This is a genomic window from Stenotrophomonas sp. WED208, from assembly GCF_040984485.1.
Classification (GTDB): Bacteria; Pseudomonadota; Gammaproteobacteria; order Xanthomonadales; family Xanthomonadaceae; genus Stenotrophomonas; species Stenotrophomonas riyadhensis.
Map to the genome: position 1 here is coordinate 305,332 of NZ_JAZARB010000001.1, position 22,356 is coordinate 327,687.

19 protein-coding genes and 1 pseudogene are annotated in these 22,356 nt (G+C 67.5%); 7 read left to right on the top strand and 13 right to left on the bottom strand.

Annotation, left to right across the window (positions count from 1 at the left end):
- Positions 1 to 82 precede the first annotated feature (82 nt).
- Genes VPH47_RS01285 through VPH47_RS01295 form a run of 3 tightly spaced genes read right to left on the bottom strand, consistent with a single transcriptional unit; the run spans position 83 to position 2,354 of the window.
- The gene (locus VPH47_RS01285) at positions 83 to 1,411 is read right to left on the bottom strand and encodes an ATP-binding protein (RefSeq protein WP_368849958.1); all 1,329 of its coding nucleotides are present in this window, start codon (positions 1,409 to 1,411) and stop codon (positions 83 to 85) included.
- The gene (locus tag VPH47_RS01290) at positions 1,408 to 2,067 is read right to left on the bottom strand and encodes a response regulator transcription factor (RefSeq protein WP_110713996.1); all 660 of its coding nucleotides are present in this window, start codon (positions 2,065 to 2,067) and stop codon (positions 1,408 to 1,410) included. The genes VPH47_RS01285 and VPH47_RS01290 overlap by 4 nt, the downstream gene beginning before the upstream one ends.
- On the bottom strand, positions 2,067 to 2,354 hold the full coding sequence (locus VPH47_RS01295; RefSeq protein WP_153854714.1) for a PepSY domain-containing protein: 288 nt from the start codon (positions 2,352 to 2,354) through the stop codon (positions 2,067 to 2,069). Before VPH47_RS01295 ends, VPH47_RS01290 begins: the two co-directional genes overlap by 1 nt.
- A 142-nt stretch (positions 2,355 to 2,496) precedes the next feature.
- Between VPH47_RS01295 and VPH47_RS01300 the strand changes: the two genes are divergently transcribed.
- The gene (locus VPH47_RS01300) at positions 2,497 to 2,931 is read left to right on the top strand and encodes a PepSY domain-containing protein (RefSeq protein ID WP_153854713.1); all 435 of its coding nucleotides are present in this window, start codon (positions 2,497 to 2,499) and stop codon (positions 2,929 to 2,931) included.
- A 126-nt stretch (positions 2,932 to 3,057) separates the two neighbouring features.
- Here the strand turns inward: VPH47_RS01300 and VPH47_RS01305 are convergent, their stop codons facing one another.
- The 3 genes from VPH47_RS01305 to VPH47_RS01315 form a co-directional block, all read right to left on the bottom strand.
- Positions 3,058 to 3,540, bottom strand: a complete 483-nt coding sequence (locus tag VPH47_RS01305) for a hypothetical protein (protein ID WP_153854712.1) — start codon at positions 3,538 to 3,540, stop codon at positions 3,058 to 3,060.
- Between the two features lie 126 nt (positions 3,541 to 3,666).
- Positions 3,667 to 4,875: an NAD(P)/FAD-dependent oxidoreductase gene (locus tag VPH47_RS01310; RefSeq protein ID WP_368849959.1), complete on the bottom strand. Its 1,209-nt coding sequence runs from the start codon at positions 4,873 to 4,875 to the stop codon at positions 3,667 to 3,669.
- 12 nt (positions 4,876 to 4,887) lie between these two features.
- Positions 4,888 to 5,382 (bottom strand): lipocalin family protein, encoded by a 495-nt coding sequence (locus tag VPH47_RS01315; protein WP_180855083.1) that lies wholly within the window; start codon positions 5,380 to 5,382, stop codon positions 4,888 to 4,890.
- 181 nt (positions 5,383 to 5,563) lie between these two features.
- On the opposite strand from VPH47_RS01315, the gene VPH47_RS01320 reads away from it, so the two are divergent.
- Both VPH47_RS01320 and VPH47_RS01325 read left to right on the top strand, forming a co-directional pair.
- Complete coding sequence (locus VPH47_RS01320) at positions 5,564 to 5,812, top strand: hypothetical protein (protein WP_049422925.1); 249 nt, start codon at positions 5,564 to 5,566, stop codon at positions 5,810 to 5,812.
- A gap of 87 nt (positions 5,813 to 5,899) precedes the next feature.
- Positions 5,900 to 8,329: a DUF3772 domain-containing protein gene (locus VPH47_RS01325; RefSeq protein WP_368849960.1), complete on the top strand. Its 2,430-nt coding sequence runs from the start codon at positions 5,900 to 5,902 to the stop codon at positions 8,327 to 8,329.
- Positions 8,330 to 8,859: 530 nt separating this feature from the next.
- Here the strand turns inward: VPH47_RS01325 and VPH47_RS01330 are convergent.
- Together VPH47_RS01330 and VPH47_RS01335 are read right to left on the bottom strand one after the other, a co-directional pair.
- Positions 8,860 to 10,965, bottom strand: a complete 2,106-nt coding sequence (locus tag VPH47_RS01330) for a phosphoglycerol transferase I (RefSeq protein ID WP_368849961.1) — start codon at positions 10,963 to 10,965, stop codon at positions 8,860 to 8,862.
- Positions 10,966 to 11,209: 244 nt separating this feature from the next.
- Positions 11,210 to 12,865, bottom strand: a pseudogene (locus VPH47_RS01335) (ABC1 kinase family protein); the annotation flags it as partial.
- Between the two features lie 199 nt (positions 12,866 to 13,064).
- Here VPH47_RS01335 and VPH47_RS01340 point away from each other — a divergent pair.
- A complete protein-coding gene (locus tag VPH47_RS01340) occupies positions 13,065 to 13,991 on the top strand; it encodes a DUF808 domain-containing protein (RefSeq protein ID WP_153854708.1) in 927 nt (308 codons plus the stop codon).
- A gap of 438 nt (positions 13,992 to 14,429) precedes the next feature.
- On the opposite strand, the gene VPH47_RS01345 is transcribed toward VPH47_RS01340, so the two are convergent.
- Positions 14,430 to 15,968: a GGDEF domain-containing protein gene (locus VPH47_RS01345; protein WP_248858401.1), complete on the bottom strand. Its 1,539-nt coding sequence runs from the start codon at positions 15,966 to 15,968 to the stop codon at positions 14,430 to 14,432.
- 105 nt (positions 15,969 to 16,073) lie between these two features.
- Between VPH47_RS01345 and VPH47_RS01350 the strand changes: the two genes are divergently transcribed.
- The 3 genes from VPH47_RS01350 (at position 16,074) to VPH47_RS01360 (ending at position 18,036) form a co-directional block, all read left to right on the top strand.
- The gene (locus VPH47_RS01350) at positions 16,074 to 16,709 is read left to right on the top strand and encodes an NAD-dependent dehydratase (protein WP_368849962.1); all 636 of its coding nucleotides are present in this window, start codon (positions 16,074 to 16,076) and stop codon (positions 16,707 to 16,709) included.
- A complete protein-coding gene (locus VPH47_RS01355; protein WP_368849963.1) occupies positions 16,709 to 17,416 on the top strand; it encodes a helix-turn-helix transcriptional regulator in 708 nt (235 codons plus the stop codon). The genes VPH47_RS01350 and VPH47_RS01355 overlap by 1 nt, the downstream gene beginning before the upstream one ends.
- 233 nt (positions 17,417 to 17,649) lie before the next feature.
- Entirely contained in the window at positions 17,650 to 18,036 is a 387-nt protein-coding gene (locus VPH47_RS01360; RefSeq protein ID WP_368849964.1) for a VOC family protein, read from the top strand.
- A gap of 123 nt (positions 18,037 to 18,159) precedes the next feature.
- Here the strand turns inward: VPH47_RS01360 and VPH47_RS01365 are convergent, their stop codons facing one another.
- Genes VPH47_RS01365 through pdhA form a run of 4 tightly spaced genes read right to left on the bottom strand, consistent with a single transcriptional unit; the run spans position 18,160 to position 22,039 of the window.
- Complete coding sequence (locus VPH47_RS01365) at positions 18,160 to 19,545, bottom strand: dihydrolipoamide acetyltransferase family protein (RefSeq protein ID WP_180846925.1); 1,386 nt, start codon at positions 19,543 to 19,545, stop codon at positions 18,160 to 18,162.
- Positions 19,542 to 19,895 carry an SH3 domain-containing protein gene (locus tag VPH47_RS01370; RefSeq protein ID WP_005411349.1) on the bottom strand — a complete coding sequence of 118 codons (354 nt, stop codon included), beginning with the start codon at positions 19,893 to 19,895 and terminating at the stop codon, positions 19,542 to 19,544. Before VPH47_RS01370 ends, VPH47_RS01365 begins: the two co-directional genes overlap by 4 nt.
- Before the next feature lies 1 nt (position 19,896).
- A complete protein-coding gene (locus VPH47_RS01375; protein ID WP_019338598.1) occupies positions 19,897 to 20,964 on the bottom strand; it encodes an alpha-ketoacid dehydrogenase subunit beta in 1,068 nt (355 codons plus the stop codon).
- Positions 20,957 to 22,039, bottom strand: coding sequence for a pyruvate dehydrogenase (acetyl-transferring) E1 component subunit alpha (gene pdhA / locus VPH47_RS01380; protein WP_368849965.1), 1,083 nt, complete (start codon positions 22,037 to 22,039; stop codon positions 20,957 to 20,959). The genes VPH47_RS01375 and pdhA overlap by 8 nt, the downstream gene beginning before the upstream one ends.
- Between the last annotated feature and the right edge of the window lie 317 nt (positions 22,040 to 22,356).

Below are 22,356 nucleotides of genomic sequence, written 5' to 3' on the forward strand. Positions count from 1 at the left end.
GGCTCTACAGCAGCCCGTTGCCTCATCGTCCGTTGTAGAGCGAACCCACGCTCGGCTGCGCCTGGGGCCGCCTCGGCTCCACTCAGTCAGTCGGCGCCAGCGGCAGTTCCAGCCGCGCGCGCAATCCCGGGTTTTCATTCGACAGGCGCAGTGACCCATCGTGGCTGGCCGCGATCTCCGCAGCGATCGCCAGGCCCAATCCACTGCCTTCCACCCGCTGGTCCAGGCGCACGCCGCGCTGCAGGACACTTTCCAGCTTGGTCTTGTCCAGCCCGGGGCCGTCATCGCGCACCTCGATATGCAGCCGGTCGTTCTGGGCCAGGGCACGCAGGCGGACTTCGCTGCGCGCCCACTTGCCGGCGTTGTCCATCAGGTTGCCGAGCATTTCCTCCAGGTCGGTGCTGGCACCGGCAAAGGCCAGGCCCGGCGCAACGTCCATCTGGAAGCGGATGCGACGGCCGGCATGCACGCGGGTCATCAGCCGGCACAGTGCTTCGGCAGCCGGGGCCACCTCGCTGCGCTGGCGATGGTCCACGGCCAGACCGGCGGCCAGATAGCGGTCGATGCTGGCGCGCATGCGTGCGCCCTGTTCGTGCAGGGTGCGGCGCCAGTCGCGGCCTTCGCCCTGCGCTTCAGCGGCCAGAACGCTCAGCGGCGTCTTCAGTGCATGTGCCAGGTCCTCGGCGCTGCTGCGCGCGCGCGCGACCATGCGCTGGTGATGGTCCAGCAACGCATCGAGCTCATCGGCCAGCGGCGCGATTTCCCGGTCCAGCTGGCTGCGGTCGATGCGTTCGGCCTCGCCACGGCGGATGCGTTCCAGCTGCTGGCCCAGCCCACGCAGCGGGCGCAGGCCGAAGTGCACCTGGCTGGCCAGCACCGCCAGCCAGGCCGCAACCAGGATGCCCAGTGCCAACGCACTGCGCTGGCGGAATGCGGCGATGTCGGCATCCAGCGCACTGCGGTCGTTGGCCACCACGGCCACATAGGTCTGCGCGGCGCGGGGCAGGCGCACCTGTTGCACGCGCGCACGCAGCGATTGCTGCATCGGCCCGCCCAGGTTGCGTTCGACCGGGCCATCGGCGCTGGCGGCCAGGGTCTGGTCCCACAGCGAGCGTGACTGCAGCAGCACCTTGCCCTGGCTGTCGGCGATCTGCCAGTACGCACCGGAAAACACCCGCCGGAAGCGCGCGTCGTTCGGTTCCTGGCGCAGGCGCAGCTGCCCTTCCGGATCCACTTCCGCCTGCGCCAGCAGGGTCAGCATGTCCTGCTGCAGTTCGTGGTCGAGGCGGTCATGCGCGCTGCGCTTGAACAGCTCGCCCAGCAGGACGCTGGCCAGTGCCGAGACCAGCACCAGGCCGATGCCGGCCACCAGCAGCAGCCGCCGGCGCAGCGAAGGTTGCCGCGCGCTCATGCCTCTGCCAGCCGCCAACCCTGGCCGCGCACGGTATGGATCAGGTCAATGCCCAGCTTGCGGCGCAACCGCCCGAGCAGCACGTCCAGCGCATTCGAATCCGGATCGTAGCCGCCTTCGAAGACCTGCTCGCCGAGGCGGTCGCGGCTGATCACGCTGCCGGTGTGGTGGATGAAGTAACTCAACACGCGGAACTCCTGCGGGCTCAGCGGCAACACCTGCCCATCCAGCTCAAAGCGGCCGGCGTTGACGTCCAGTTGCAGCGGACCGCAGTGCAGGCGCGGGCTGGCGTGGCCGTGGCTGCGGCGGATCAGTGCACGCAGGCGCAGCACCAGTTCGTCGGGCTGGAAGGGTTTGGTGAGGTAATCGTCGGCACCGGCGTCAAAGCCGGCCAGCTTGTCGTGCCAGCGCCCGCGCGCGGTCAGTATCAGCACCGGGAAGCTGCGGCCATTGCCGCGCCAGCGCTCGATCACGCTCAATCCATCCAGCCCGGGCAGGCCCAGGTCGACGATGGCCGCCTGCAGATCCTCGATCTGGCCGATCTCCTCGGCCTGGCGGCCGTCGGCGACCACCTCGACCACGTAGCCAGCCTGCTCCAGCAACGGCAGCAGGCGCTGTGCCAGCGCGGCATCGTCTTCAGCCAACAGGATGCGCATCAGTCGTCCAGTTCCGTCTTCAGCAGCTTTCCACTCCGCGCATCATAGTCCAGCTCCACCACCACGCCGTCGCCGCGCAGGATCTCCACTTCGTAGACGCCATCGTCCAGCTCCACTTCCAACAGCTGGCCGGGGTAACGACGGAGCGCATCGCGCACCACGCCTTCCAGCGGCACATAGCGGCCTTGCTGCACGGCACGGCGTGCGACCTGCTGCGCCGGATCCTGCACGGGCGCGGCGGTCGGGGTGTTGGCCAGGGCCAGCAACAGGGGCAGGGTCGAGAGCATGCGGGGTGGGCAAAGGGGGGAACAGGCGCGAGTCTGGCCGTGGCGACTAACAGTGGGCTAACAGCCACGGCTAAGGCGCTGTTAACTGGGGCAGGCATCGTGGCGTTGCCGGGATGGTCCGGCCACGAACAGGAGAACCCCCATGTTGAAGTCGCTCACCCTCGCCACCGTTGCCACCCTGGCCCTTGTGCCGGCCGTACAGGCCGCACCGCTGGGCATGGCCCAAGTTGAACAGACCCTGCGCAAGGCCGGCTACACCCAGATCCACGAGATCGAACGCGATGACGGCCTGTGGGAGGCCGACGTGAGCCGCGCCGACGGCCGTTTCAGCGAGGTCTACGTAGACCCGAAGACCGGCGAGATCTTCGACGAGCACAACGGCCGCACGCTGCTGGGGGCCGATCAGGTGCTGGCACGGGCACAGGCGCATGGCCTGCGCGAGATCCATTCACTGGAACGTGATGGCGCGACGTGGTCGCTGGAAGCGCGCAATGCCCGCAACCAGAAGGTGGACGTGCGCCTGAGCGGTTACGACGGTCGCATCCTGCACAGCGAGCGCGATGGCTGGCTGGATTGATGCAGGCTCTGGTAGATGCCGACCTTGGTCGGCACACGGGAGAAAGCGTGTCGACCAAGGTCGACACCTACCAGATCTACACACCGGTAGCGGCCGCCCTTGGTCGGCCCAGGCCCGAAGCGGGGCTTACCAGCCAAACGGCGGCGGGTAATCCCAATAGCCCGGGCCGCGGCCGTAGTAGCCGCCGTACGGGCCGAAGAAGCCTGGGCCCTTGCCTTCGCTCACGTGGATGTTGACGTTGACCCCGTGGGTCTTGCCCTCATCGGTGGTGTAGTTCTTGCTGAGGTTGAGCGTGGCGGCGTTGTAGTGGCTGTTGCCGCCGTTCTTGGAGTAGCCGATGCCGGTGGTGAAGCTGCCGGACACCTTGACCTTGTCGTCGGTCACGTCGGCGATCTTGGCGTCGTTGTGTACGCGCGGGCCGCTCTTGTCGCCGTAGTACGTGCCCGGCGGGTCCTGCTGCAGGGCCGGGTCGTTCAGATAGCGCATCGGCGCCTGCGGCAGCGACAGATCCAGGCCGGCCGCCTGCGGCGCGGTGGCGCCTGCAGCAGACTGGGCAAGCACGGTTCCCGGCAGGGCCAGGCACAGCAGCAGGGTCAGGGGGCGGATCATGACGGCGCTCCAGCGGACAGGTGGCCACGCAACACGCGGCGGTACAGGCCGACGCTAGCAGGGACTGCTTGAATGATGCCTGTCGGCGCCGGATTGGGGTAGAGCCAGGCCATGCCTGGCTGCAGGTCACAACCGCCCGAACCCGAACAGCCCCGCCAGCGGATGCTTGCGCCGTTCGATCCGGGCCCGCAGCAGCTGCGCGCCGATCATCGAGTAGGTGATGCCGTTGCCGCCGTAGGCCATGGCGAAGTGCACCCGCGGGCCCCACTGATCGTGCGGGCCGAAGAACGGCAGGCCGTCAGCGGTTTCGGCGAAGGTGCCGGCCCAGGAGAAGGCGGGTACCGGGTCCAGCCGCGGGAACCAGTGCCGCAGCTGCTTCATCAGCTTGCCGGCCTTGGCCTGCACCCGGCGGTCCCGGCGCGCGGGGATGTCGATGGCGTCATCCAGCCCGCCCACCAGCAGGCGGCGGTCGCCGGTGGCACGCAGGTACAGGTAGGGGCGGGCGCTCTCCCACACCATGGTGTGGCGCAGTCGGCCGAGCACGTCCGCATCGATGGGGTCGGTGATGAAGGCATAGCTGCTGCGGTTGCGTGCGACCCGTTGCTGCAGCCATGTCTGGTTGGCATAGCCCATCGCCAGCACCACATGGCGGGCGTGGATCGTGGCGCCGCTCTCGGTGATCGCGCTCACGCCGCGCGCGGTGGGTGTCAGCGTGTGCAGCACCGTGCGGTCATGCACATTGCCGCCGCGCCGGCGCACGCGCTGCAGCAACCCATAGGTCAGGCGATAGGGATCGACCCGCGCCGCCTGGCGCGTGAGCAGGGCGCCACCGGCGTCCACGTCGAAGCGCTCCCGCAGTGCCTCCGGGCCCAGCCAGCGGGCATCCAGGCCGATGCTGCGCCGCGCCTCGCCCTCGGCCATCAGGCGCGGCACGTCGCGATGGCGGCTGGCCAGGTACAGGCTGTCCATGCGCTGGAAATCCACGTCCTTCACCCCGCGCGCCACTTCGCCCAGTGCCGGGATTGCCTCCGCGCAGGCCCGGTACGCCAGTGCAGCGGCGTCCTGCCCGTAGCGCTCGGTAAGCTCCAGCAGGTGGGTATCGATCTCGTACTGCAGCAGGGCGGTGCTGGCGGCGGTGCTGCCCCAGCCGATGTCGCGCTGTTCGATCACTGCAACGTCGTGGCCGTGATGGGACAGCTCGTCTGCGATCAGCGCGCCGGTGATGCCGCCGCCGACCACCAGCACGTCACAGCGCAGGTCCTGCTGCAGCGCAGGAAAGGCATGGATCAGGCCGTTGCGTACCGCCCACCACGGGTAGCCACTCTTCAGGTCCATGCGTGGCGCCGCTCAGGCAGTGGGCTGGCCGGTATGCGGCGTCTGGATCAGTTCGGACAGATCGAAGCCCTGCAGGCGGGCCGCCGCCAGATAATGGTCCTGCACGGTCGCGTCCAGGCGCGGCTCGCGCGCCAGCAGCCACAGGTACTTGCGATCCGGGCTGCCGACCAGCGACACGCTGTAGTCCGGAGCGACCTGGATCACCCAGTAATCGCCCTTGGCGAACGGCAGCCAGCGCAGGCCCTTGGGCAGGAAGCTCACCTCCAGGCGCGCGCTGTCGTTGTCGACGGCGCAGGCCTCGCCGGTGGCTTCCTCGACCTCGCCGTCCATGCGGCAGCGGTTGGTGACGCCGACGTTGCCGTTGTCGAGCAGGGTGTAGTGCGCCGACACGTCGGTACAGCCTTCCGGTTCATGGCGCATCGGCAGGCGCGCGATCTCGTACCAGGTGCCCAGGTAGCGGGGCAGCTTGAGGTCGGCAACGGTCTTCAGCGGCGGGTGCTCGGTCATCGGTGGTCGTGGCAGGGGGGGCCTCCACGATGCCGATGGCCTTGCCATGGGCGGGTGAAGCCGGGGCGATGGCCGTGTCCAGAACGTTCCGTCGCCCCGGCGGAGCGCCCGTTGTCACCGGCGTGGCGGTATCCTGCTGCCAGCGCCGTGTTTTCCTGATCCAAGCGAGGTGGAGGTGCCGATGTACCAGGTGATCCTGTTGAAGAGTGAATCCGCGTTCGCACGCGAACAGTGGCCGCAGGTCGATGACCTGGTCGACTATGAAGGCGTGGCCTACAGCCTGCGTGCCGGCCCGCGCCAGCCGCTGCCGACCGACCACGACTGGCACCCGGTGGCGGTGTATGCGCCCGATGAGATCACCGAGGAAGAGTTCCAGGACTGGTACGCGCTGCAGCAGCCGGCCGTGGAAGAGCTGCGCCTGAAGTACTGATGCGCGACGCTGGCGGGGGCGCCCATCCGGCCTTGACCGGCTCTGCCGTATAGTCGCGCGCAGGCGCGGTGGTCCGCGCGAACCGGTGTGGCTGGCTTGTCTTCTTTCCTGCGATCGATCCGTGCACGGGGCCCTTGGCTGGTCCTGCTGCTGTGCAGCGTCTTCCTGCTGTCCGCGCCGGTGCTGGCACAGGATGAGGACCCCACGCCGAAGCAGCAGCTGGCGGATATCGATGCGAGGCTGAAGGAGGTCGACCGCAAGCGTGGTGATGCCTCGGCCATCGAAACACTGGCCATGCTGTCCGAGGACGCCTCGAAGGCACGGCGTGACGCCGAGGCGCTGGAGAAGGCGCTGCAGCCGCAGCTGGACCGCCTCGACGAGCAGCTGGCGCAGCTGGGCACGCCAGCGGAAGGCACGACCGAGCCGCCGGAACTGGCCGCGCAACGTCGCACCATCACCAAGCAACGCGACGGCCTGGCCGCGTCGGTGGTACAGGCCAAGACCAGTGCCGTGCGTGCCCAGCAGTTGGCGACCGACATCGACCAGCAGCGTGCCGCGCAACGCACCGAAGAGCTGGGGCAGAAGGTGGCCTCGCCGTTGTCGCCTGCGCTGTGGAGCAAGGTGGCCGAGCGTCTGCCGATCGATATCGCACGCGTTGCGCCGCTGGCTGAACAGGGGCGTGACACGCTGATCGCCGGCATCCGCGCCAATGGTTGGGGCACGCCGTTGCTGGGCCTGTTGGCCGCGCTGGTGATGATGTTCCCGCTGCGGCTGTGGCTGCGCAGGCTGGGGCGGCGCTTTGCCGCGTCCGAACGCGCGCCGGACGGTCGCCTGCGCCGTTCCGGCCTGGCCATGTGGCTGCTGCTGGTGGGCACGCTGCTGCCTGGCTATGCGGTGGTGGTGCTGATGACGGCGCTGGATGCCATCGATGCGATCGCGCCGCGCCTGCAGGTGGTGGCCGACGGGCTGGAGACCGCAACGTTCCGCGCCGCGTTCATCGCCGCACTCAGCGCCTGCCTGCTGGTGCCCAAGCGCCCGTCGTGGCGGCTGCTGAACCTGGACGACACCGCCGCGCTCAAGCTGCGCAAGTACGCGTGGGGCGCGGCGGCGCTGGCCTGGCTGAGCACGGTGCTGGTCGCCCTCGACCAGGCCACGCGCACCAGCGACGTCACCACGGTGGCGCTGGATGGCCTGATTGCCCTGACCTACCTGGGCCTGATCATGGCCATGCTGGTGACGCTGGCGCGCCTGCATCGGCGGCAGACCGCCGAGGCCGAGGCCAAGCTGGAAGCGCAGGCCGATGGCCTTGGCGTGAGTACGCCAGTGCGCCGCAGCAGCTGGCTGGTACTGGCCCGGGTAGCGGGAAACATCGCGGTGGTGGCGGCCATCATTGCCACGTTGCTGGGCTACCTGAACTTCGCCAAGTTCGTGAACCAGCAGCTGATCGGCGGCAGCATCGTGGTGCTGGCCGCGACGTTGCTGTTCAAGTTCGTCGATGACCTGAGCACCTGGATGCTCAACGCCGACAGCAAGGTCGGCCAGACCATCCTGCTCAGTACCGGCCTGAGTGTGTCGCGGCTGGAGCAGGCCGGCGTGCTGCTGTCGGCGGCGCTGCGCACGATTGTCGTGCTGCTTGCCCTGCTGGCGCTGGTGGCGCCGTTCGGCAACATCGGCGCGGTGGTCGAGCGCTTCTCTTCGCTGTTCACCTCAGGATTCGATGTCGGTGGAACGAAGCTGGAACCGGTGCGGATCGTGCTGGCGGTGCTGGTGCTGCTGGCCGGTCTGGCGATCACCCAGCTGGTGCAGCGCTGGCTGACCGACACCTACCTGCCCAAGACCGAGCTGGACCTGGGCGCACGCAACTCGGTCAGTACCGTCGCTCGCTACGTGGGCATCATCATCGCGGTGATCTGGGCGCTGTCGGCCATGGGCCTGCAGCTGAGCAAGCTGGCATTGCTGGTCAGCGCACTGTCGGTGGGTATCGGCTTCGGTCTGCAGGTGATCACCCAGAACTTCGTGTCCGGTCTGATCCTGCTGGCCGAGCGTCCGGTGAAGATCGGCGACTGGGTGAAGCTGGGCGACCAGGAGGGCGACATCCGCCGCATCAGCCTGCGCTCGACCGAGATCCAGGTGGGCGACAAGTCGACCCTGATCGTGCCCAACTCCGAGCTGGTCACCAAGACCGTGCGCAACATGACGATGGGCAACAACCAGGGCCGCATCCAGATCCAGTTCGCGGTGCCACCCAGCACCGATGTCGGCAACCTGCGGCAGGCGCTGCTGGATGCGTATACCGCGCACACCAACGTGCTGAAGCAGCCGGCGCCGACGGTCTACATCGACAGCATTGCCGGTGGCCAGATCACCATCAACAGCTTCGCGTACGTGGCCAGCCCGCGGCAGGTGTATGCCACCCGCAGCGATCTGTACTTCAGCCTGCTGCACATTCTGGCGGAGCGGAACATCCCGCTGTCGACCCCGACCGACATCCACATCACCCGCGATCCGCAGGAGTAGGGGGTTCTTTGCAGGGCTGTGCCCTGCACCCGCTACGAGCCGGAGCAACAGCAACAGCAACAGCGTGCATTCCGTGGTTTGGCGGGGTGGGTCCGGTTGCGGGAGACGCCGTAAACCCGTCCATGGGGGCTTGGCCGCGGCATCCATGCCGCGGACACTCCCGCAACCGGACCCACCCCGCCTTCGACAGATTTCCGTGATCTGCTGGACATGCTCTTGGGGTCAGATCCGTTTTCCGGAGGAAAACGGATCTGACCCCAGATTGATTTCGATATCTGACAGAAGTGTCGACCAAGGTCGACACCTACCAACAGCCGCAGGAATCTGTCAGAGGTGGGGCGGTGTCGGAGTGCGGGGTGTCAGCCGCATGGATGCGGCTGCCAAGCCCCCAGGGATGGGTTCACGGCGTCCCCGCACTCCGACACTGCCCCACCAAACCACGGAACGCACGCCGTTGCCGTTGCCGTTGCCGTTGCTGTGCTTTGGGTGTTGCTTCGGCAGGTGCAGGGCGCAGCCCTGCAAAGAAACCCCTATCCTCGTGGTCGGCTGCGCGAGGGCACCAGTGCGAACGTATCCACCGCCAGCTTCTCGGCGTGGTTCAACCACGCGCGGATCTCCAGATCATCCACTTCGTGGTCCAGCCCGAACGACACGTTGATCTTGCCGTTGGCATCGGGCTGCACCCACTGCTGGGCCAGCACCACCTTGCGTTGCGAGGACACCGCCTCGATCCAGAAACCACGATCCGGGCGCGTGCTTGCCACCAGCTGCAGCATGTACTGGCCGGCACGGGTACGGCGGCCCTTCTGGGTGATCATGTGCGCCTGGCGCACGCTCGGGCGCGGGCCCTGGAACGCATCCAGCGGTGCATCCACGGCAATGCCACCGCGCAGGTCATTGTCGCGGTACAGCTTGATGCCGTTGTCACGGTTGACCAGCAGGGCGCACCAGTCACCATCGGCCGAGCCATCCTCGAACGCGGTGCAGCGATCGACATAGGCCAGGGTGTTGTCCGGGTTGGCATCGTCGAACTGGCGCGAGGTGTTCTCCAAGTACACCGACTTCAACCCCCAGTCCTTGTCGTACTCCAGCAGCACCGGCGGCTGCACGTGCTGCAGGCCGACCACCACCTGGTCATCGCCATCGATCTTCAGTTCGCGGGTCGGTTCGCCCAGCCACAGTGAACGCGCGAAGGCCAGGTACTGCGGATAGTCACGGCCACCATCGCGCTGGGTTGCCACGCTGGCGCTGGGCGCGCGCTGGCTGTCGATCAGCGAACGGCCGAAGCCCATCGTCTTCAGGTTCGGGTCCAGCAGGCTGAGCAGGGTCGCACCCGAATCCAGGGTGGTACCGGCCTCGGCGCTGAGCTGCTGCGGGGCAATGCCTTCCCCCAGGAACAGCAGCAGGTTCTCACGCTTCTGCCGGGTCAGGATGTGGGTCAGATCGTTGGGCATCGCCAGGTGGTCGGAGGCGATCACGATCAGCGTGTCCTTGCCGTACGGGCTGGCCTGGATGCGTTGCACCAGCTGCGAAATCAGCCGGTCGCTGCACTTGAGCGCGTTGAGCATGTTGATGTTGCCGTACTGGCTCTGGTAGCGCTCGCCCTTGCACGACACCGGCAGGTGGCCCGCCGGATGGTGGGTATCCATGGTCAGCGTGGTCAGCATGAACGGTGAGCCGGCGCGCGAGAGCTGTTCAAAGCGCTGGTAGGCGGTGTCCAGCAGCACGTCGTCGTGCACGCCCCAGGCCGAGTAGTGGATGCGACCGATCTTCTTCTGCTGCTTGAACCACGCCAGGTCGTGCACTTCGTCGAAGCCGTGGCTGGCCAGGAACTGGCCCTTGCCGGCGAACTGGCCGTTGGCGCCACCCAGATAGTGGTTGGTGTAGCCCTGCTGCTTCAGGTAGTCGCCCAGGCACACCGCCTTGGGCAGGAAGCTGCCCATGCGGTCCATGCTGTTCTCATCGCCTTGGGAGGTGGTCAGCGGCACGCCGCACATCGACGAGACCAGGCCGGCGATGGTCCAGCCGCTGCCTTCGGCCGAGGCCAGGCCGCGCACGTCCAGCGACTTCGTGGCCAGACGGTTGAGATTGGGCATCAGGCCCGGGAACACGTTCTCGTCCAGATAGGTGCGTTCCAGGCTTTCGCCATAGATCCAGACGATGTTGCGCGGGCGCTGCAGCGGCTGCGTCGGCACCTGGTATTCGGGCGCGATGCGGGCGAAGTCGACCGGCCGCAGCTGCTGGTAGAGGCGCTGGCCGTCGCGGGCCAGCGGGCTGATCATGATCGTGGCCACCCATGCTGCAGCGAAGCCGGCGAACCAGGCACCGCCGTGGCCGGGCCGGCGCCAGCGCTTCACCCGTGTGGCGAACAGCGGCAGCAGCGAGACCAGCGCCAGCACGATGAAGCCGGCGATATAGCCCTTGAAATCGGAGACACCGGCGCCTTCCATGTCGGCGCCCAGATGGTACAGGGTGGCGGCATTGAGCCCATCACCGGACAGCTTGTCGATCAGCCACCATGCGCTGAGCGTCAGCAGCAGCAGCGAGAACGCACCGGCCTTCCACCACACCCACTTTTCGGACGCGAGGAACAACCAGCACAACAGCAACAACGACAGCAGCAGTATCCAGAGCATAGGCAGCTTCGGCAGTGACGGGGTGGTGGTGATGGACGTCGTACCGACGCGTGTCCATCCGACCGGCGCTGCCACAAGCACATCCACATGACAGGCCGATGACCCGATAGTGCATGCACGAACCTGACTGAAATGTTTGTTGAAATGACGCGTGTGCAATCGCGCTCAGAAGGTAAAACGAGCGTGAAAGGCTTCGTTGGATTGCATTAAAAACCGCATGAATACGGGTGTTTTCGTCGGCGCGCTAGCGGTGCCCGCGCTCTTCGCGTGCCCGCGCACGACGGTCGAACAGCAATGCACTGGTCACGATGCCCAGGCCGAGTACCACGCCGATGAACAACAGGATCAGGGCGATGAGCGGGTAGCCGAACAGGTGCCAGCCGGTGTCGATCTTCATCATCATTGCCGCGGCCATGATCAATGCGGCGCTGATGATGCCGGCTGCCACGCGGTTGGCGATCTTCTGCAGGTTTTCCATCAACCGCGATTCTTCCAGGCCGGTGACCTTCATCTGCAGGCGGTTCTCGGCCAGCAGCGCCATGATGTCCGACAGCTTGCGCGGCCCATCGCGCAGCAGCTGCTGCAGCTCCATCGCCTCGCTGGCGATGTTGGCGGCCGACAGCGATTTCTTCAGGCGCGCACGCATCACGTGCTGCAGCTGGCGCTCGACGATGCGGCGGGTTTCCAGCTCGGGTGCCAGCAGCCGGCACACGGTTTCCAGGTTGAGCAGGGCCTTGCCCAGCAGGCTCAGTTCCGGCGGCGTGCGCAGGCCGCAGGCGGTAGCGATGCGCACCATGTCCAGCACCACGCGGCCTTCGGAGAAGCTGCCACTGGCCGCATAGCGTGCGATCAGCTGGCCGGTCTCGCGCAGGTAGCGTTCTTCGTCGAACGCCTCCAGCCGCGTGCTGATGCTGATCAGGTCGTCGGCCACTTCTTCGCCGCGGCCATCGACGGCAGCGAACAGGATCTTCAGCAGCCGCTCGCGCAGGCGTGGCGGCATGTGCGCGACCATGCCCAGGTCGAAGATCGCCAGCCGGCCATCGGGCATCACCCGCAGATTGCCCGGGTGTGGATCCGCATGGATCTCGCCGTGCACGAAGATCTGGTCCAGGTAGCCGCGTATCAGCGCCGCCGCCAGCGGGTCCATCGACTGCTCGGTGCGGCGCACATCGGGAATCGCATCTACGCGCACGCCGGTGGCCAGTTCCATGGTCAGCACGCGCTGGCTGCTGTAATCCCACAGCGGCTGCGGAATCCACAGTCGCCGGAACGGCTTGAGATGGCGGCCGAAACGGGCCAGGTTTTCGGCCTCGGCGTGGTAGTCCAGCTCCTGCATCAGGGTCTTGGCGAACTCGTTGAGCCAGTCGCGCAGGCGTACGCGGCGACCGACCTGGGTCAGGTGGTCGGCCGCCAGCGCGAAGCTGCGCAACGCCTCCAGGTCCGAACGCAGCTGCGCGGCGACCTCGGGCTTCTGCACCTTCACCGCCACCTGGCGGCCATCGTGCAGCACCGCGCGATGCACCTGCGCGATCGACGCGCATCCCAGTGGCTCGGGATCGAACGCGGCAAACAGCTTGTTCACCGGCGCGCCCAGCTCCTGCTCGACGATGGCATGGATGCGCTCGACCGGGATCTCGGCCACCTTTTCCTGCATGCGCTCCAGCGCGGTGGCGAACTCCACCGGCACCATGTCCGGGCGGGTGGACAGCATCTGGCCCAGCTTGACGAAGGTCGGTCCCAGCGCTTCCAGGTCGCTGACGAACTGTTCCGGGTTGCCATCGGCGGGCACATCGGCCTGGTTGCTGGCGGCGTCCAGGTTCATGCCCGAGAACACGCCCGAATGGCGGTAGCGCATCAGCAGGCGCAGGATCTGGCTGCGCCGGTTCATGCCTTTGACCAGCGGAGGGTTGCCATTGGCGGTGGGCGGATTGCTCAAGCGACACTCCCATGCGACGAATACAGGTAGTGCCGGCCGCTGGCCGGCAATGTCCGGATTCCGCAGTGTCGCCGGGGGGCGGTAGGCACGCGGTGAATCCGACTGCTTCCGCAGCTGCCCCGGTATCGGTCAGAATCCGCTCATTCCCTCTCTTGGACGCCCCATGGCCGGTGCCAGCCTGTTTGCCCTGCTCGACGATATCGCCTCCCTGCTGGACGATGTCTCGGTGCTGACCAAGGTCGCGGCGAAGAAGACCGCGGGCGTGCTGGGCGACGATCTGGCGCTGAACGCGCAGCAGGTGACCGGGGTCAACGCCAACCGCGAACTGCCGGTGGTGTGGGCGGTGGCCAAGGGCTCGCTGGTGAACAAGGTGATCCTGGTGCCGGCGGCCCTGGCGATCAGTGCGCTGGAAGCCTGGCTGCACAGCCGCGGCTGGAACGTGCCGCTGATCGTGCCGCTGATGATGATCGGTGGTGCCTTCCTCTGCTTCGAGGGCGTAGAGAAGCTGGCGCACCGCTTCCTGCATTCAGCTGACGACGATGCCGAGCGTCTGGCCGAGCGTCGCAAGGCGCTGGCCGACGGGCAGGTGGACATGGTCGCGTGGGAGAAGGACAAGGTGAAGGGTGCGATCCGCACCGACTTCATCCTCTCGGCCGAGATCATCGTGCTGACCCTGGGCGTGGTCGCCACCGCACCGTTCACCAACCAGGTGATCACCCTGGCGGTGGTGGCGCTGGCGATGACGATCTTCGTCTACGGACTGGTGGCGGGCATCGTCAAGCTCGATGACGTGGGCCTGTACCTGTCGCGCAAGGGTGGGGCCATCGCCGCCTTCGGTCGCGGCCTGGTCGCCTCGGCACCGTGGCTGATGAAGTTCCTGTCGGTGGCCGGCACCATCGCCATGTTCCTGGTCGGTGGCGGCATCCTGGTGCACAACGTGCCGGCGCTGCACCACGCGGTGCAGGCACTGGGCGGGGAAGGGCAGTGGGGCTGGCTGATCAGTGCGGTGGGCAACATGGTGGTCGGCATCATCGCCGGCGCCATCGTGCTGGCCGCGGTGACCGGGTTCCAGAAGCTGCGCGGGAAGTAGGCGCCGGCCCATTGCCCGGTAGAGGCCGACCTTGGTCGGCGCTGTGTTTCCGCGCGTGCCAACCAAGGTTGGCACCTACCGAAGCGTTGTCCTTTGCATTGGTAGAGGCCGACCTTGGTCGGCGCTGTGTTTCCACGTGTGCCAACCAAGGTTGGCACCTACCGGAGCGTTGTCCTTTGCATTGGTAGAGGCCGACCTTGGTCGGCACTTTGTTTCCGCGCGTGCCAACCAAGGTTGGCACCTACCGGAGCGTTGTCCTTTGCATTGGTAGAGGCCGACCTTGGTCGGCGCTTTGCTCCGGCGCGTGCCAACCAAGGTTGGCACCTACCGAAGCGCTGTCCTTTGCATTGGTAGAGGCCGACCTTGGTCGGCACTTTGTTTCCGCGCGTGCCAACCAAGGTTGGCACCTACCAAAGCGGTTTCCGGTGTACCGGAGAACTACCCCGCCTGTACCCGGTTCTTGCCTTGCCGCTTGGCTGCATACAGCGCGTCATCGGCGCGGCGCAGCAGGGTCTCGGTATCGTCGCCGGGCTGCCATTGCGCCAGCCCGGCACTGAAATGCACCGGCACGCGCTGGTCCTGCACGGTCAGCACGCGGTGTGCCAGTGAACGCTGCAGGCGCTGCACGGTGGCCATGCTGTCGGCGCCCTGGGTCTCCGGCAGCACCAGCACGAACTCGTCGCCACCCAGCCGCGCGATGCCATCGGTGGCGCGCAGCAACAGCTTGCAGACGGCTACCAGGTGCTGCAGCAGTGCATCGCCACCGGCATGGCCATGTGCATCGTTGGTCTGGTGGAAATCATCCAGGTCGATCACCGCCACGCCCAGCGGCGAGTTGTTGCGCGCGGCGCGGGCCAGCTCGCGTTGCAGCAGTTCGTCCAGGCCGCGGCGGTTCAGCGCCTGGGTCAGTGGATCGATGCGCGCCAGGTCACCGGCGGCACGTAGTTCCTGCTCCAGCTCGGCGATGCGCTGCTCTGCACGCTCCACTTCCTGGCGCGCGTTGGCCAGGTGATCGCGCGCCTGCGCGGCCTGCTGCTGCACCTTGCCGGTGTCGCGCATCACGTCCTGCAGCAGCTGGTTGAGGTCGGCAATGCTGCGTGCCTCGCGCAGCTGCAGCGCATAGCTGCCAATGCGGTCGTGGTATTCACCGGTGCTGGTGGCCATGCCGTCCATGCGCTCGATGAACTCGCCCATCAACCCGCGCATCGCCGCCTTCGAATCGTCGATGCCCTGGCGCAGCAGCCCCTGCTTGTAGATCACTTCGCGCAGTTCGGCGCGGGTGCGCTCGACCGCCTCAGCTTCCAACGGCCCGTCCAGCAGCTGGCGTACTGCGGCGATCTGGCCCTGCAGCCAGCTGCGGTCATCCAGCAGCTCGCTCACGTTCTCCAGCAGCAGCGCGAACAGCTCCAGCAGCAGCGCCTGCTGCTCCTGCCAGCTCTCGGCACGCACGCCGACCTGGTGGCCGAGTTCGCGCACGCCCTGTTCGATCGGTTCCAGCGCCGTACCCGGCTGCCACTGGCGCAGGCGCGTGGCCAGTGCTTGGGCCTGCTCGCGCAGATCCGGGTCGTGCTGCAGCAGGGCCACCACGGCGCCGCCCAGCAGCAGGCGCAGCTGCTCGGACAGGCGCAGGCTTTCCGGCTGCCCGTCCGGTGAATGCTGCTCGATGGTGCGGATGTACTTGTCGATCAGCTGCCGCATCGCGCGCCCGTAGCGCGGCCAATCGGCACTGGCCTGCGCCGACTGCAGGCGATCACCCATGTCACCCAGTTCGCCGGGCAGGGTGGCCATGCCGTTGGCGAACGCGGCCAGCAGCGGCTCCGGCGCGTCGGCACCAGCAAACAGCTGCTGCAGCGCCACCCCGCCGCCGCCCTGCAGCACCACCCGGTCACCCAGGCCATCGTCCACCACCGCGCGCACGCGTGCCGGCGGCCCAAGGGCGGTACCGGGGGCAGGGCGGTGGTCGGGCTGGTCCGTCATGGAGCAAATCCTGGGGCTGGCAGGGACTGGTTCCAGCATATCGGCGCGGCCGCCGACGGCTTGAACGGCTAGGATGGGCGACAGGATGCCGCAGTGGAGGTGGTGATGCGCGTGATGTTGCTGGGGGCGACCGGCCTGGTTGGCGGGCTGACCCTGTCCAGGCTGCTGGACGACCCGCGCTGCAGCGCCGTGATCGCGCCGACCCGCCGCCCGTTGGCTGTGGCCCACGCCAAGCTGGAGAATCCGGTGCTGGCCTTCGATGCGTTGCCTGGCGCGCCCGAGTGGGCACGCGTGGACGCGGTCATCTGTGCGCTCGGCAGCACCATCACCCAGGCCGGCAGCCGCGAGGCCTTCCACCGTATCGACCATGACTACCCGCTGACATTCGCCCGCCTGGCGCAGGCGCAGGGTGCGCAGACCTATGTGCTGAATTCCGCAGCCGGTGCCAACCCGCAGTCGTCGATCTTCTACAGCCGGGTGAAGGGTGAGCTGGAGCGTGACCTGCGCGCGCTGGGCTTCAACTCGTTGACCCTGGTCCGCCCCGGGCTGATCGGGGGCGAGCGCACCGAGGTGCGACGTGGCGAGCGCCTGGCCCTGACGGTGCTCGGCGCGCTGGGGCCGGTGTTGCCACGGGCGTGGCGGATCAACCCGGCCAGCGAGATCGCCAAGGCACTGGTCGAGGCCGCGCTGGCCCCGCAACCGGGGCAGCATGTAGTGGCATCCAGCGCACTGGCCGGCTGATGTCGCGTGCGCTGCGCCTGACCCAGCTGCTGCAGCTGCTGCGCCGCCATCGACGGCCGGTGGCCGGGCAGGTGCTGGCCGAAGCGCTGGGCATCAGCCTGCGCACGCTGTACCGCGATATCGAGACCCTGCGCGAGCAGGGTGCCGACCTGCGCGGTGAGGCTGGCGTCGGCTACCAGCTGGCACCTAGCGATACCCTGCCGCCGATGACCCTGCCGCCCGCAGAGATTGATGCATTGGTGCTGGGCCTGCGCTGGGTTGCGGCGCGCACCGAGCCGGCGTTGGCTGAGGCCGCGCGTGATGCGTTGGCGCGTATCGCGCATGTATTGCCTACAGCACGGCGCGAAGCGCTGCGTGACAGCGGCCTGCGCGTGGGTCCTTCGCGCGCTGCGGCCAAGGTACCCGCTGCGCGCCTGCAGGCTGTGCGCGAAGCGGTGAGCGCGCAACAACGACTGCAGTTCGGCTACCAGGATGCGCAGGGCCAACGTACCGAGCGCATTGTGTGGCCGTTCGCGCTGGGCTACTTCGATGAAGTGCCGATGCTGGCGGCGTGGTGCGAAGGCCGCGAGGACTTCCGCCATTTCCGCCTGGACCGCATCCGCCAGGTGAGGGCGCTGGAGGATCGCTACCTCGTGCCGCGCGCCACCCTGCTGCGGCGCTGGCAGAAGGCACAGGGCATCGCACCGGACTGGCTGGACCGTTCGTAGCGCCGAGCCTGCTCGATTGCTTCTGCGCTTTGATGGGGGAGGGTGGCCTTCGCTCTTTGCTCCTGGTAGGGGTCGAGCTTGCTCGACCGCCTTTGATCTTCGCGAACAGCAGTCGAGCAAGCTCGACATCTACCAGGGCAAGGGCAACAGCAGTCGAGCACGCTCGACGCTACTGACAGAATCTGTCAGCAGGGCCGTACCACCATGATTGCTCCCAACAACGGAGCTTCCCCATGTTCAGGCCCAGCACCCTGCTGCAGTACGTGCGCGACGTCGCCACCAGCGCCACGTTCTACAGCGGCATTCTCGGCAAGCCACCGGTCGAGCAGTCGCCCGGTTTCGCCCTGTTCCTGCTCGGCGATGGCGCCGCACTGGGCCTGTGGCAGCGCGACGACGTGCAGCCGCCTGTGTCCGCACAGGCCGGTGCCGCCGAACTGGCGATGGTGGTCGGCAACCCGGAGGCCGTGCAGCAGATGCACGATGCGTGGCGCGCACTCGGTGTGCAGATCCTGCAGGCACCGGTGACCCTGGAATTCGGCCATACCTTCGTCGGCGCCGATCCGGATGGCCACCGCCTGCGTGTCTACAGCCGCGCGGAAGGCATGGTCGCGCGCGATTGATCGCCCGCATTGTGTAGATCCACGCCATGCGTGGATGCGGGCACAAAAAAACGCCGGGCAGCGCCCGGCGTTTTTCCAGTTCATGTGCCAACCAAGGTTGGCACCCACCGATAAGGTGGCCGATCAGCTGGCCAGCGCCAGGTCGTCCATCATCGCGCGCAGGAAGCGGGCCGCTTCGCCGCCGGTGGCCGCGCGGTGGTCGAAGGTGACCGACAGCGGGATCACCTTGTGCGCTTCCACGCCGCCCATCACCGGGGTCATCTGGTGGCGGGCACGGCCGGCACCAACGATGGCCACGCACGGCGGCACCACGACCGGGGTCGCGTAGCGGCCGGCGAACATGCCGAAGTTGGACAGCGAGATGGTGTAGCCGCTGAGTTCCGAGGCGGCGATCGAACGCGATTCCACCTGCTCGCGCAGGCGGTTGACGCCTTCGCGGATGCCGCGTGCATCGAGCATGTCGGCGTTGCGCAGGGCCGGCACGAACAGGCCGTCGTCGGTGTCCACGGCGATGCCGATGTCCACCTGCGCGTGCAGGGTGCGGGTCAGCGCTTCACCGTCGAACCAGGCGTTCATCGCCGGCACCTTCTGCGCGGCGACCACGATCGAACGCACCAGGCGCGCGGTGACGTCGTTGCCCGGCAGCCAGGCGTGGATGTCGGCATCGTCGTTCAGCGTGGTCGGCACGACCTTGCTATGCGCATCGGCCATCACGCGCGCCATGTTGCGGCGCACGCCCTTCAGCGGTTCCGGCTGACCCTTGGCGATCACGCCCGGCGGCTGGGTACGCATCGGCTTGCCGGCGGCAGACAGCGGGGTGCGGGCTTCGCTCTGCACCGGGGCAGACACCTGCGCCGGGGCCGGCGCGGCATAGGCAGCAGCGGCCGGAGCCGGAGCGGCACCGATCTTGGCGCTGCCATCCGCAGCTGCCTGCTTGACGTCGGCCATGGTCACCGCGCCATCGGCGCCGGTGGCGCGCACGCGGGACAGGTCCACGCCCAGCTTGCGCGCGGTGGCACGCACGGCCGGCACGGCCTTGACGCCACCGACGGCCAGCGCCTGCTCGGCGTGCACGGCGTTGGAACTCTGCATGGCGCCGACCACGGTACCGGCGTCATCACGCTCGGCGGCGGCGGGCTTGGCCGCTTCGGCGGCCACCGGCGCGGCAGCGGCCGGCAGCGGCGGCGGGGTCGGTGCCGCGGCCGGTGCAGCATGGCCGTGGCTGTGGCCGGTGTCCTGGCCATCCGCGCGCTGTGGCAGGTTGGGGTCCAGTTCGAAGCTGGCCAGCACCGAGCCGGTCGGGATGATGTCGCCGGCAGCGCCGGACAGCTTCAGCACCTTGCCGGAGAACGGCGACGGCACTTCGACGACGGCCTTGGCGGTCTCCATCGAGACCAGCGGCTCGTCCAGCTTGATCACATCGCCTTCCTTGACGAACCACTCGACGATGGTCGCGTCCGGCAGGCCTTCGCCCAGGTCGGGCAGGTTGAAGTTCTTGGTCTGGCTCATTTGCAGTTCTCTTCCAGCAGTTCCAGTTCGCGGGCCGGCAGCCAACCCGTCGCGCCATTGGCGCGCTCGGACCACCACCACCCGCCGTGTTCGTGATGAAGCTTCACCATCTCGCCGCTTTCCACATCCAGCTCGCGGGCGTCGTAGTCGCACAGCGCTTCGGCGCGACCCTCGTCCAGCAGCTGCAACCAGGCGATGGGCGCCCATCCAGCGCGCCCATCGTTGGTGCGTACCCAGGCAAACGCCGGCCATTCCTCGTCACGGACACCTACTTCGACGATCTGGCCGGTGTGGAACCGGAGCGGGTTGGGATACTGGCTGCGGTAAGCCCCCAGAAGGCGGGCCCGCATGTCAGCCGGCCGCCACCGCGCGCTTGGCCGCAGCCACGATCCGCTCAACGCTCGGCAGGTACTTCATTTCCAGGCGGAACAGCGGAATGTGGGTGTCGTAGCCAGTAACGCGCTCGACCGGGGCCAGCAGGTCGTAGATCGATTCCTCGGCCAGGCGCGCAGCGATCTCGGCGCCGAAGCCCGCGGTCTTCGGGGCCTCCTGCACGATCACGCAGCGGCCGGTCTTGGCCACCGATTCGGCGATGGTGGCGAAGTCCAGCGGACGCAGCGTGGCCACGTCGATGACTTCGGCGCTGATGCCTTCACCGGCCAGCTTGTCGGCCGCTTCCAGCGCTTCCTTCACCTGCGCGCCCCAGGTCACCAGGGTCACGTCGGTGCCGTCGCGCAGCACGAAGCAGACGTCCAGCGGCAAGGCTTCGCCGTCGTTGACGACCACTTCCTTGTACTGGCGGTAGATGCGCTTGGGCTCCATGTAGATCACCGGATCCGGCTCGCGGATCGCGGCCAGCAGCAGGCCGTAGGCGCGCTGCGGCGACGACGGCAGCACCACGCGCAGGCCCGGCACGTTGGTGAAGATCGCCTCGTTGGCTTCGCTGTGGTGTTCCGGCGCGCGGATGCCACCGCCCCACGGCACGCGCAGCACCATCGGGCAGTGCAGGCGGCCACGCGTGCGGTAACGCAGGCGGGCGGCGTGGCAGACGATATGGTCGACCATCGGGTACATGAAACCGTCGAACTGGGCCTCGGCCACCGGCTTCATGCCCTGCGCCGCCAGACCGATGGTCAGGCCGGCGATGGTGGTTTCATCCAGCGGGGTGTCGAGGATGCGTTCGGAGCCGAAGCGCTGCTGCAGGCCGGCGGTGGCGCGGAACACGCCGCCGTTGACGCCCACGTCCTCGCCCAGCACCAGCACCGACGGGTCGTGCTCCAGCTCCCAGGCCAGTGCCTGGGTGATGGCTTCGATCAGGGTGATGGGGGTGGTGGTCATGCTCTCTTCTCCGCGCGCGACGGCGGCGCTGTCGGCGGCGTTGGTGTGCGCGCCGGGCGCGCCGTTCTTGATCTCATCCATGGCGCTTCTCCAGGGCGATCGCCTGGGCACGCTGGGCCAGCAGGTCCTGCGGCGGATCGGCGTAGAGGAAATCGAACATCGCCTCGACCGGCTGCACCGGCGTGTTGAGGTACAAGTTCACTTCCTCGTCCACGCGCGCGCCGCACTCGGCGACCCACGCGGTTTCCTCGTCCTCGCTCCACGCGTCGGCGTTGATCAGGTACTTGCGCAGGCGCAGCATCGGCTCACGCTGCCAGGCATCCTTCACTTCGGCGTCGTCGCGGTAGCGGCGTGCGTCATCGGCGGTGGTGTGGTCGGACAGGCGGTAGGTCATCAGTTCCAGCACGGTGCCACCGTTGCCGGCCAGCGCACGTTCGCGCGCCTGCTCCATCGCCGCCAGCACTGCGATCAGATCGTTGCCGTCCACCTGCAGGCAGTGCAGGCCGCCGGCCAGGCCCTTCTGCGCCAGCGTTTCGGCACCGGTCTGGGCCGAACGCGGAACCGAGATGGCCCAGCCGTTGTTGACGATGCACAGGATCAGCGGCAGCTTGTAGGCGCCCGCCGAATTCAGTGCCGCGTAGAAGTCGGTCTTGGAGCTGCCGCCGTCGCCACACACGGCCACCGCGATCTGCGGTTCCTTGTTGAGCTTGAACTTCAGCGCAGCGCCTGCGGCGTGCAGGCACTGGGTGGAAATCGGCACGCAGAACGGGAAGTCCTTGGCCGCGTTGCCGCCGTAATCGTTGCCGCGTTCGTCGCCGCCCCAGTACATCAGCACGTCGTGCGGGCGCACGCCACGCATGAACATCGCGCCATACTCGCGGTACGAAGGTGCGAACACGTCGTCCTTCTGCATCGCGGCACCGATGCCCACGTGCGCGGCTTCATGGCCCAGGCAGGCGGCGTAGGTGCCGAGCTTGCCGGTGCGCTGCAGCGCGATGGATTTGCTGTCGAACGTACGTACGAACAGCATCTGCTTGAACAGCGGTACCAGGACCTTGGGGTCGCGCAGCGACGCGGGCAGGTCATCGCGGACGAGCTTGCCGTCCGTGTCCAGGTACTGCAGGTATTCGATCTTGAATTCAGCGGCAACCGTCATTGCGTACTGCACCTTCGACAGAGAAGTTACAAATGATATGAATCGCCATGTTAAGGAACGCGTACGGAATAGCCTTCCTGCGGCGCAACACGGCGACACCCCGTTTTACCCCTGCCGGCGGGTGGGGGGCCAATAACAACAACGTATTCAGTCGTTGCTGCAAAGCATCAGAATATGCCTCTGGCTGACTGCCCGCGCAACGGCCTGATCGGTTCCACGCGCAGGCCCGGCATCGGGCGATGCTCCACGGCCTTCCGCACGCCCGGGTATGGAGGTGGCGGCTGCCAGCACGGCGGCAACGCGCTACCCTTGCCGCC

Coding starts and splice junctions, on each gene's coding strand:
- VPH47_RS01285 (WP_368849958.1), bottom strand. CDS start 1,411: ATGAGCGCGCGGCAACCTTCGCTGCGCCGGCGGCTGCTGCTGGTGGCC.
- VPH47_RS01290 (WP_110713996.1), bottom strand. CDS start 2,067: ATGCGCATCCTGTTGGCTGAAGACGATGCCGCGCTGGCACAGCGCCTG.
- VPH47_RS01295 (WP_153854714.1), bottom strand. CDS start 2,354: ATGCTCTCGACCCTGCCCCTGTTGCTGGCCCTGGCCAACACCCCGACC.
- VPH47_RS01300 (WP_153854713.1), top strand. CDS start 2,497: ATGTTGAAGTCGCTCACCCTCGCCACCGTTGCCACCCTGGCCCTTGTG.
- VPH47_RS01305 (WP_153854712.1), bottom strand. CDS start 3,540: ATGATCCGCCCCCTGACCCTGCTGCTGTGCCTGGCCCTGCCGGGAACC.
- VPH47_RS01310 (WP_368849959.1), bottom strand. CDS start 4,875: ATGGACCTGAAGAGTGGCTACCCGTGGTGGGCGGTACGCAACGGCCTG.
- VPH47_RS01315 (WP_180855083.1), bottom strand. CDS start 5,382: ATGACCGAGCACCCGCCGCTGAAGACCGTTGCCGACCTCAAGCTGCCC.
- VPH47_RS01320 (WP_049422925.1), top strand. CDS start 5,564: ATGTACCAGGTGATCCTGTTGAAGAGTGAATCCGCGTTCGCACGCGAA.
- VPH47_RS01330 (WP_368849961.1), bottom strand. CDS start 10,965: ATGCTCTGGATACTGCTGCTGTCGTTGTTGCTGTTGTGCTGGTTGTTC.
- VPH47_RS01340 (WP_153854708.1), top strand. CDS start 13,065: ATGGCCGGTGCCAGCCTGTTTGCCCTGCTCGACGATATCGCCTCCCTG.
- VPH47_RS01345 (WP_248858401.1), bottom strand. CDS start 15,968: ATGACGGACCAGCCCGACCACCGCCCTGCCCCCGGTACCGCCCTTGGG.
- VPH47_RS01350 (WP_368849962.1), top strand. CDS start 16,074: ATGCGCGTGATGTTGCTGGGGGCGACCGGCCTGGTTGGCGGGCTGACC.
- VPH47_RS01355 (WP_368849963.1), top strand. CDS start 16,709: ATGTCGCGTGCGCTGCGCCTGACCCAGCTGCTGCAGCTGCTGCGCCGC.
- VPH47_RS01360 (WP_368849964.1), top strand. CDS start 17,650: ATGTTCAGGCCCAGCACCCTGCTGCAGTACGTGCGCGACGTCGCCACC.
- VPH47_RS01365 (WP_180846925.1), bottom strand. CDS start 19,545: ATGAGCCAGACCAAGAACTTCAACCTGCCCGACCTGGGCGAAGGCCTG.
- VPH47_RS01370 (WP_005411349.1), bottom strand. CDS start 19,895: ATGCGGGCCCGCCTTCTGGGGGCTTACCGCAGCCAGTATCCCAACCCG.
- VPH47_RS01375 (WP_019338598.1), bottom strand. CDS start 20,964: ATGGATGAGATCAAGAACGGCGCGCCCGGCGCGCACACCAACGCCGCC.
- pdhA (WP_368849965.1), bottom strand. CDS start 22,039: ATGACGGTTGCCGCTGAATTCAAGATCGAATACCTGCAGTACCTGGAC.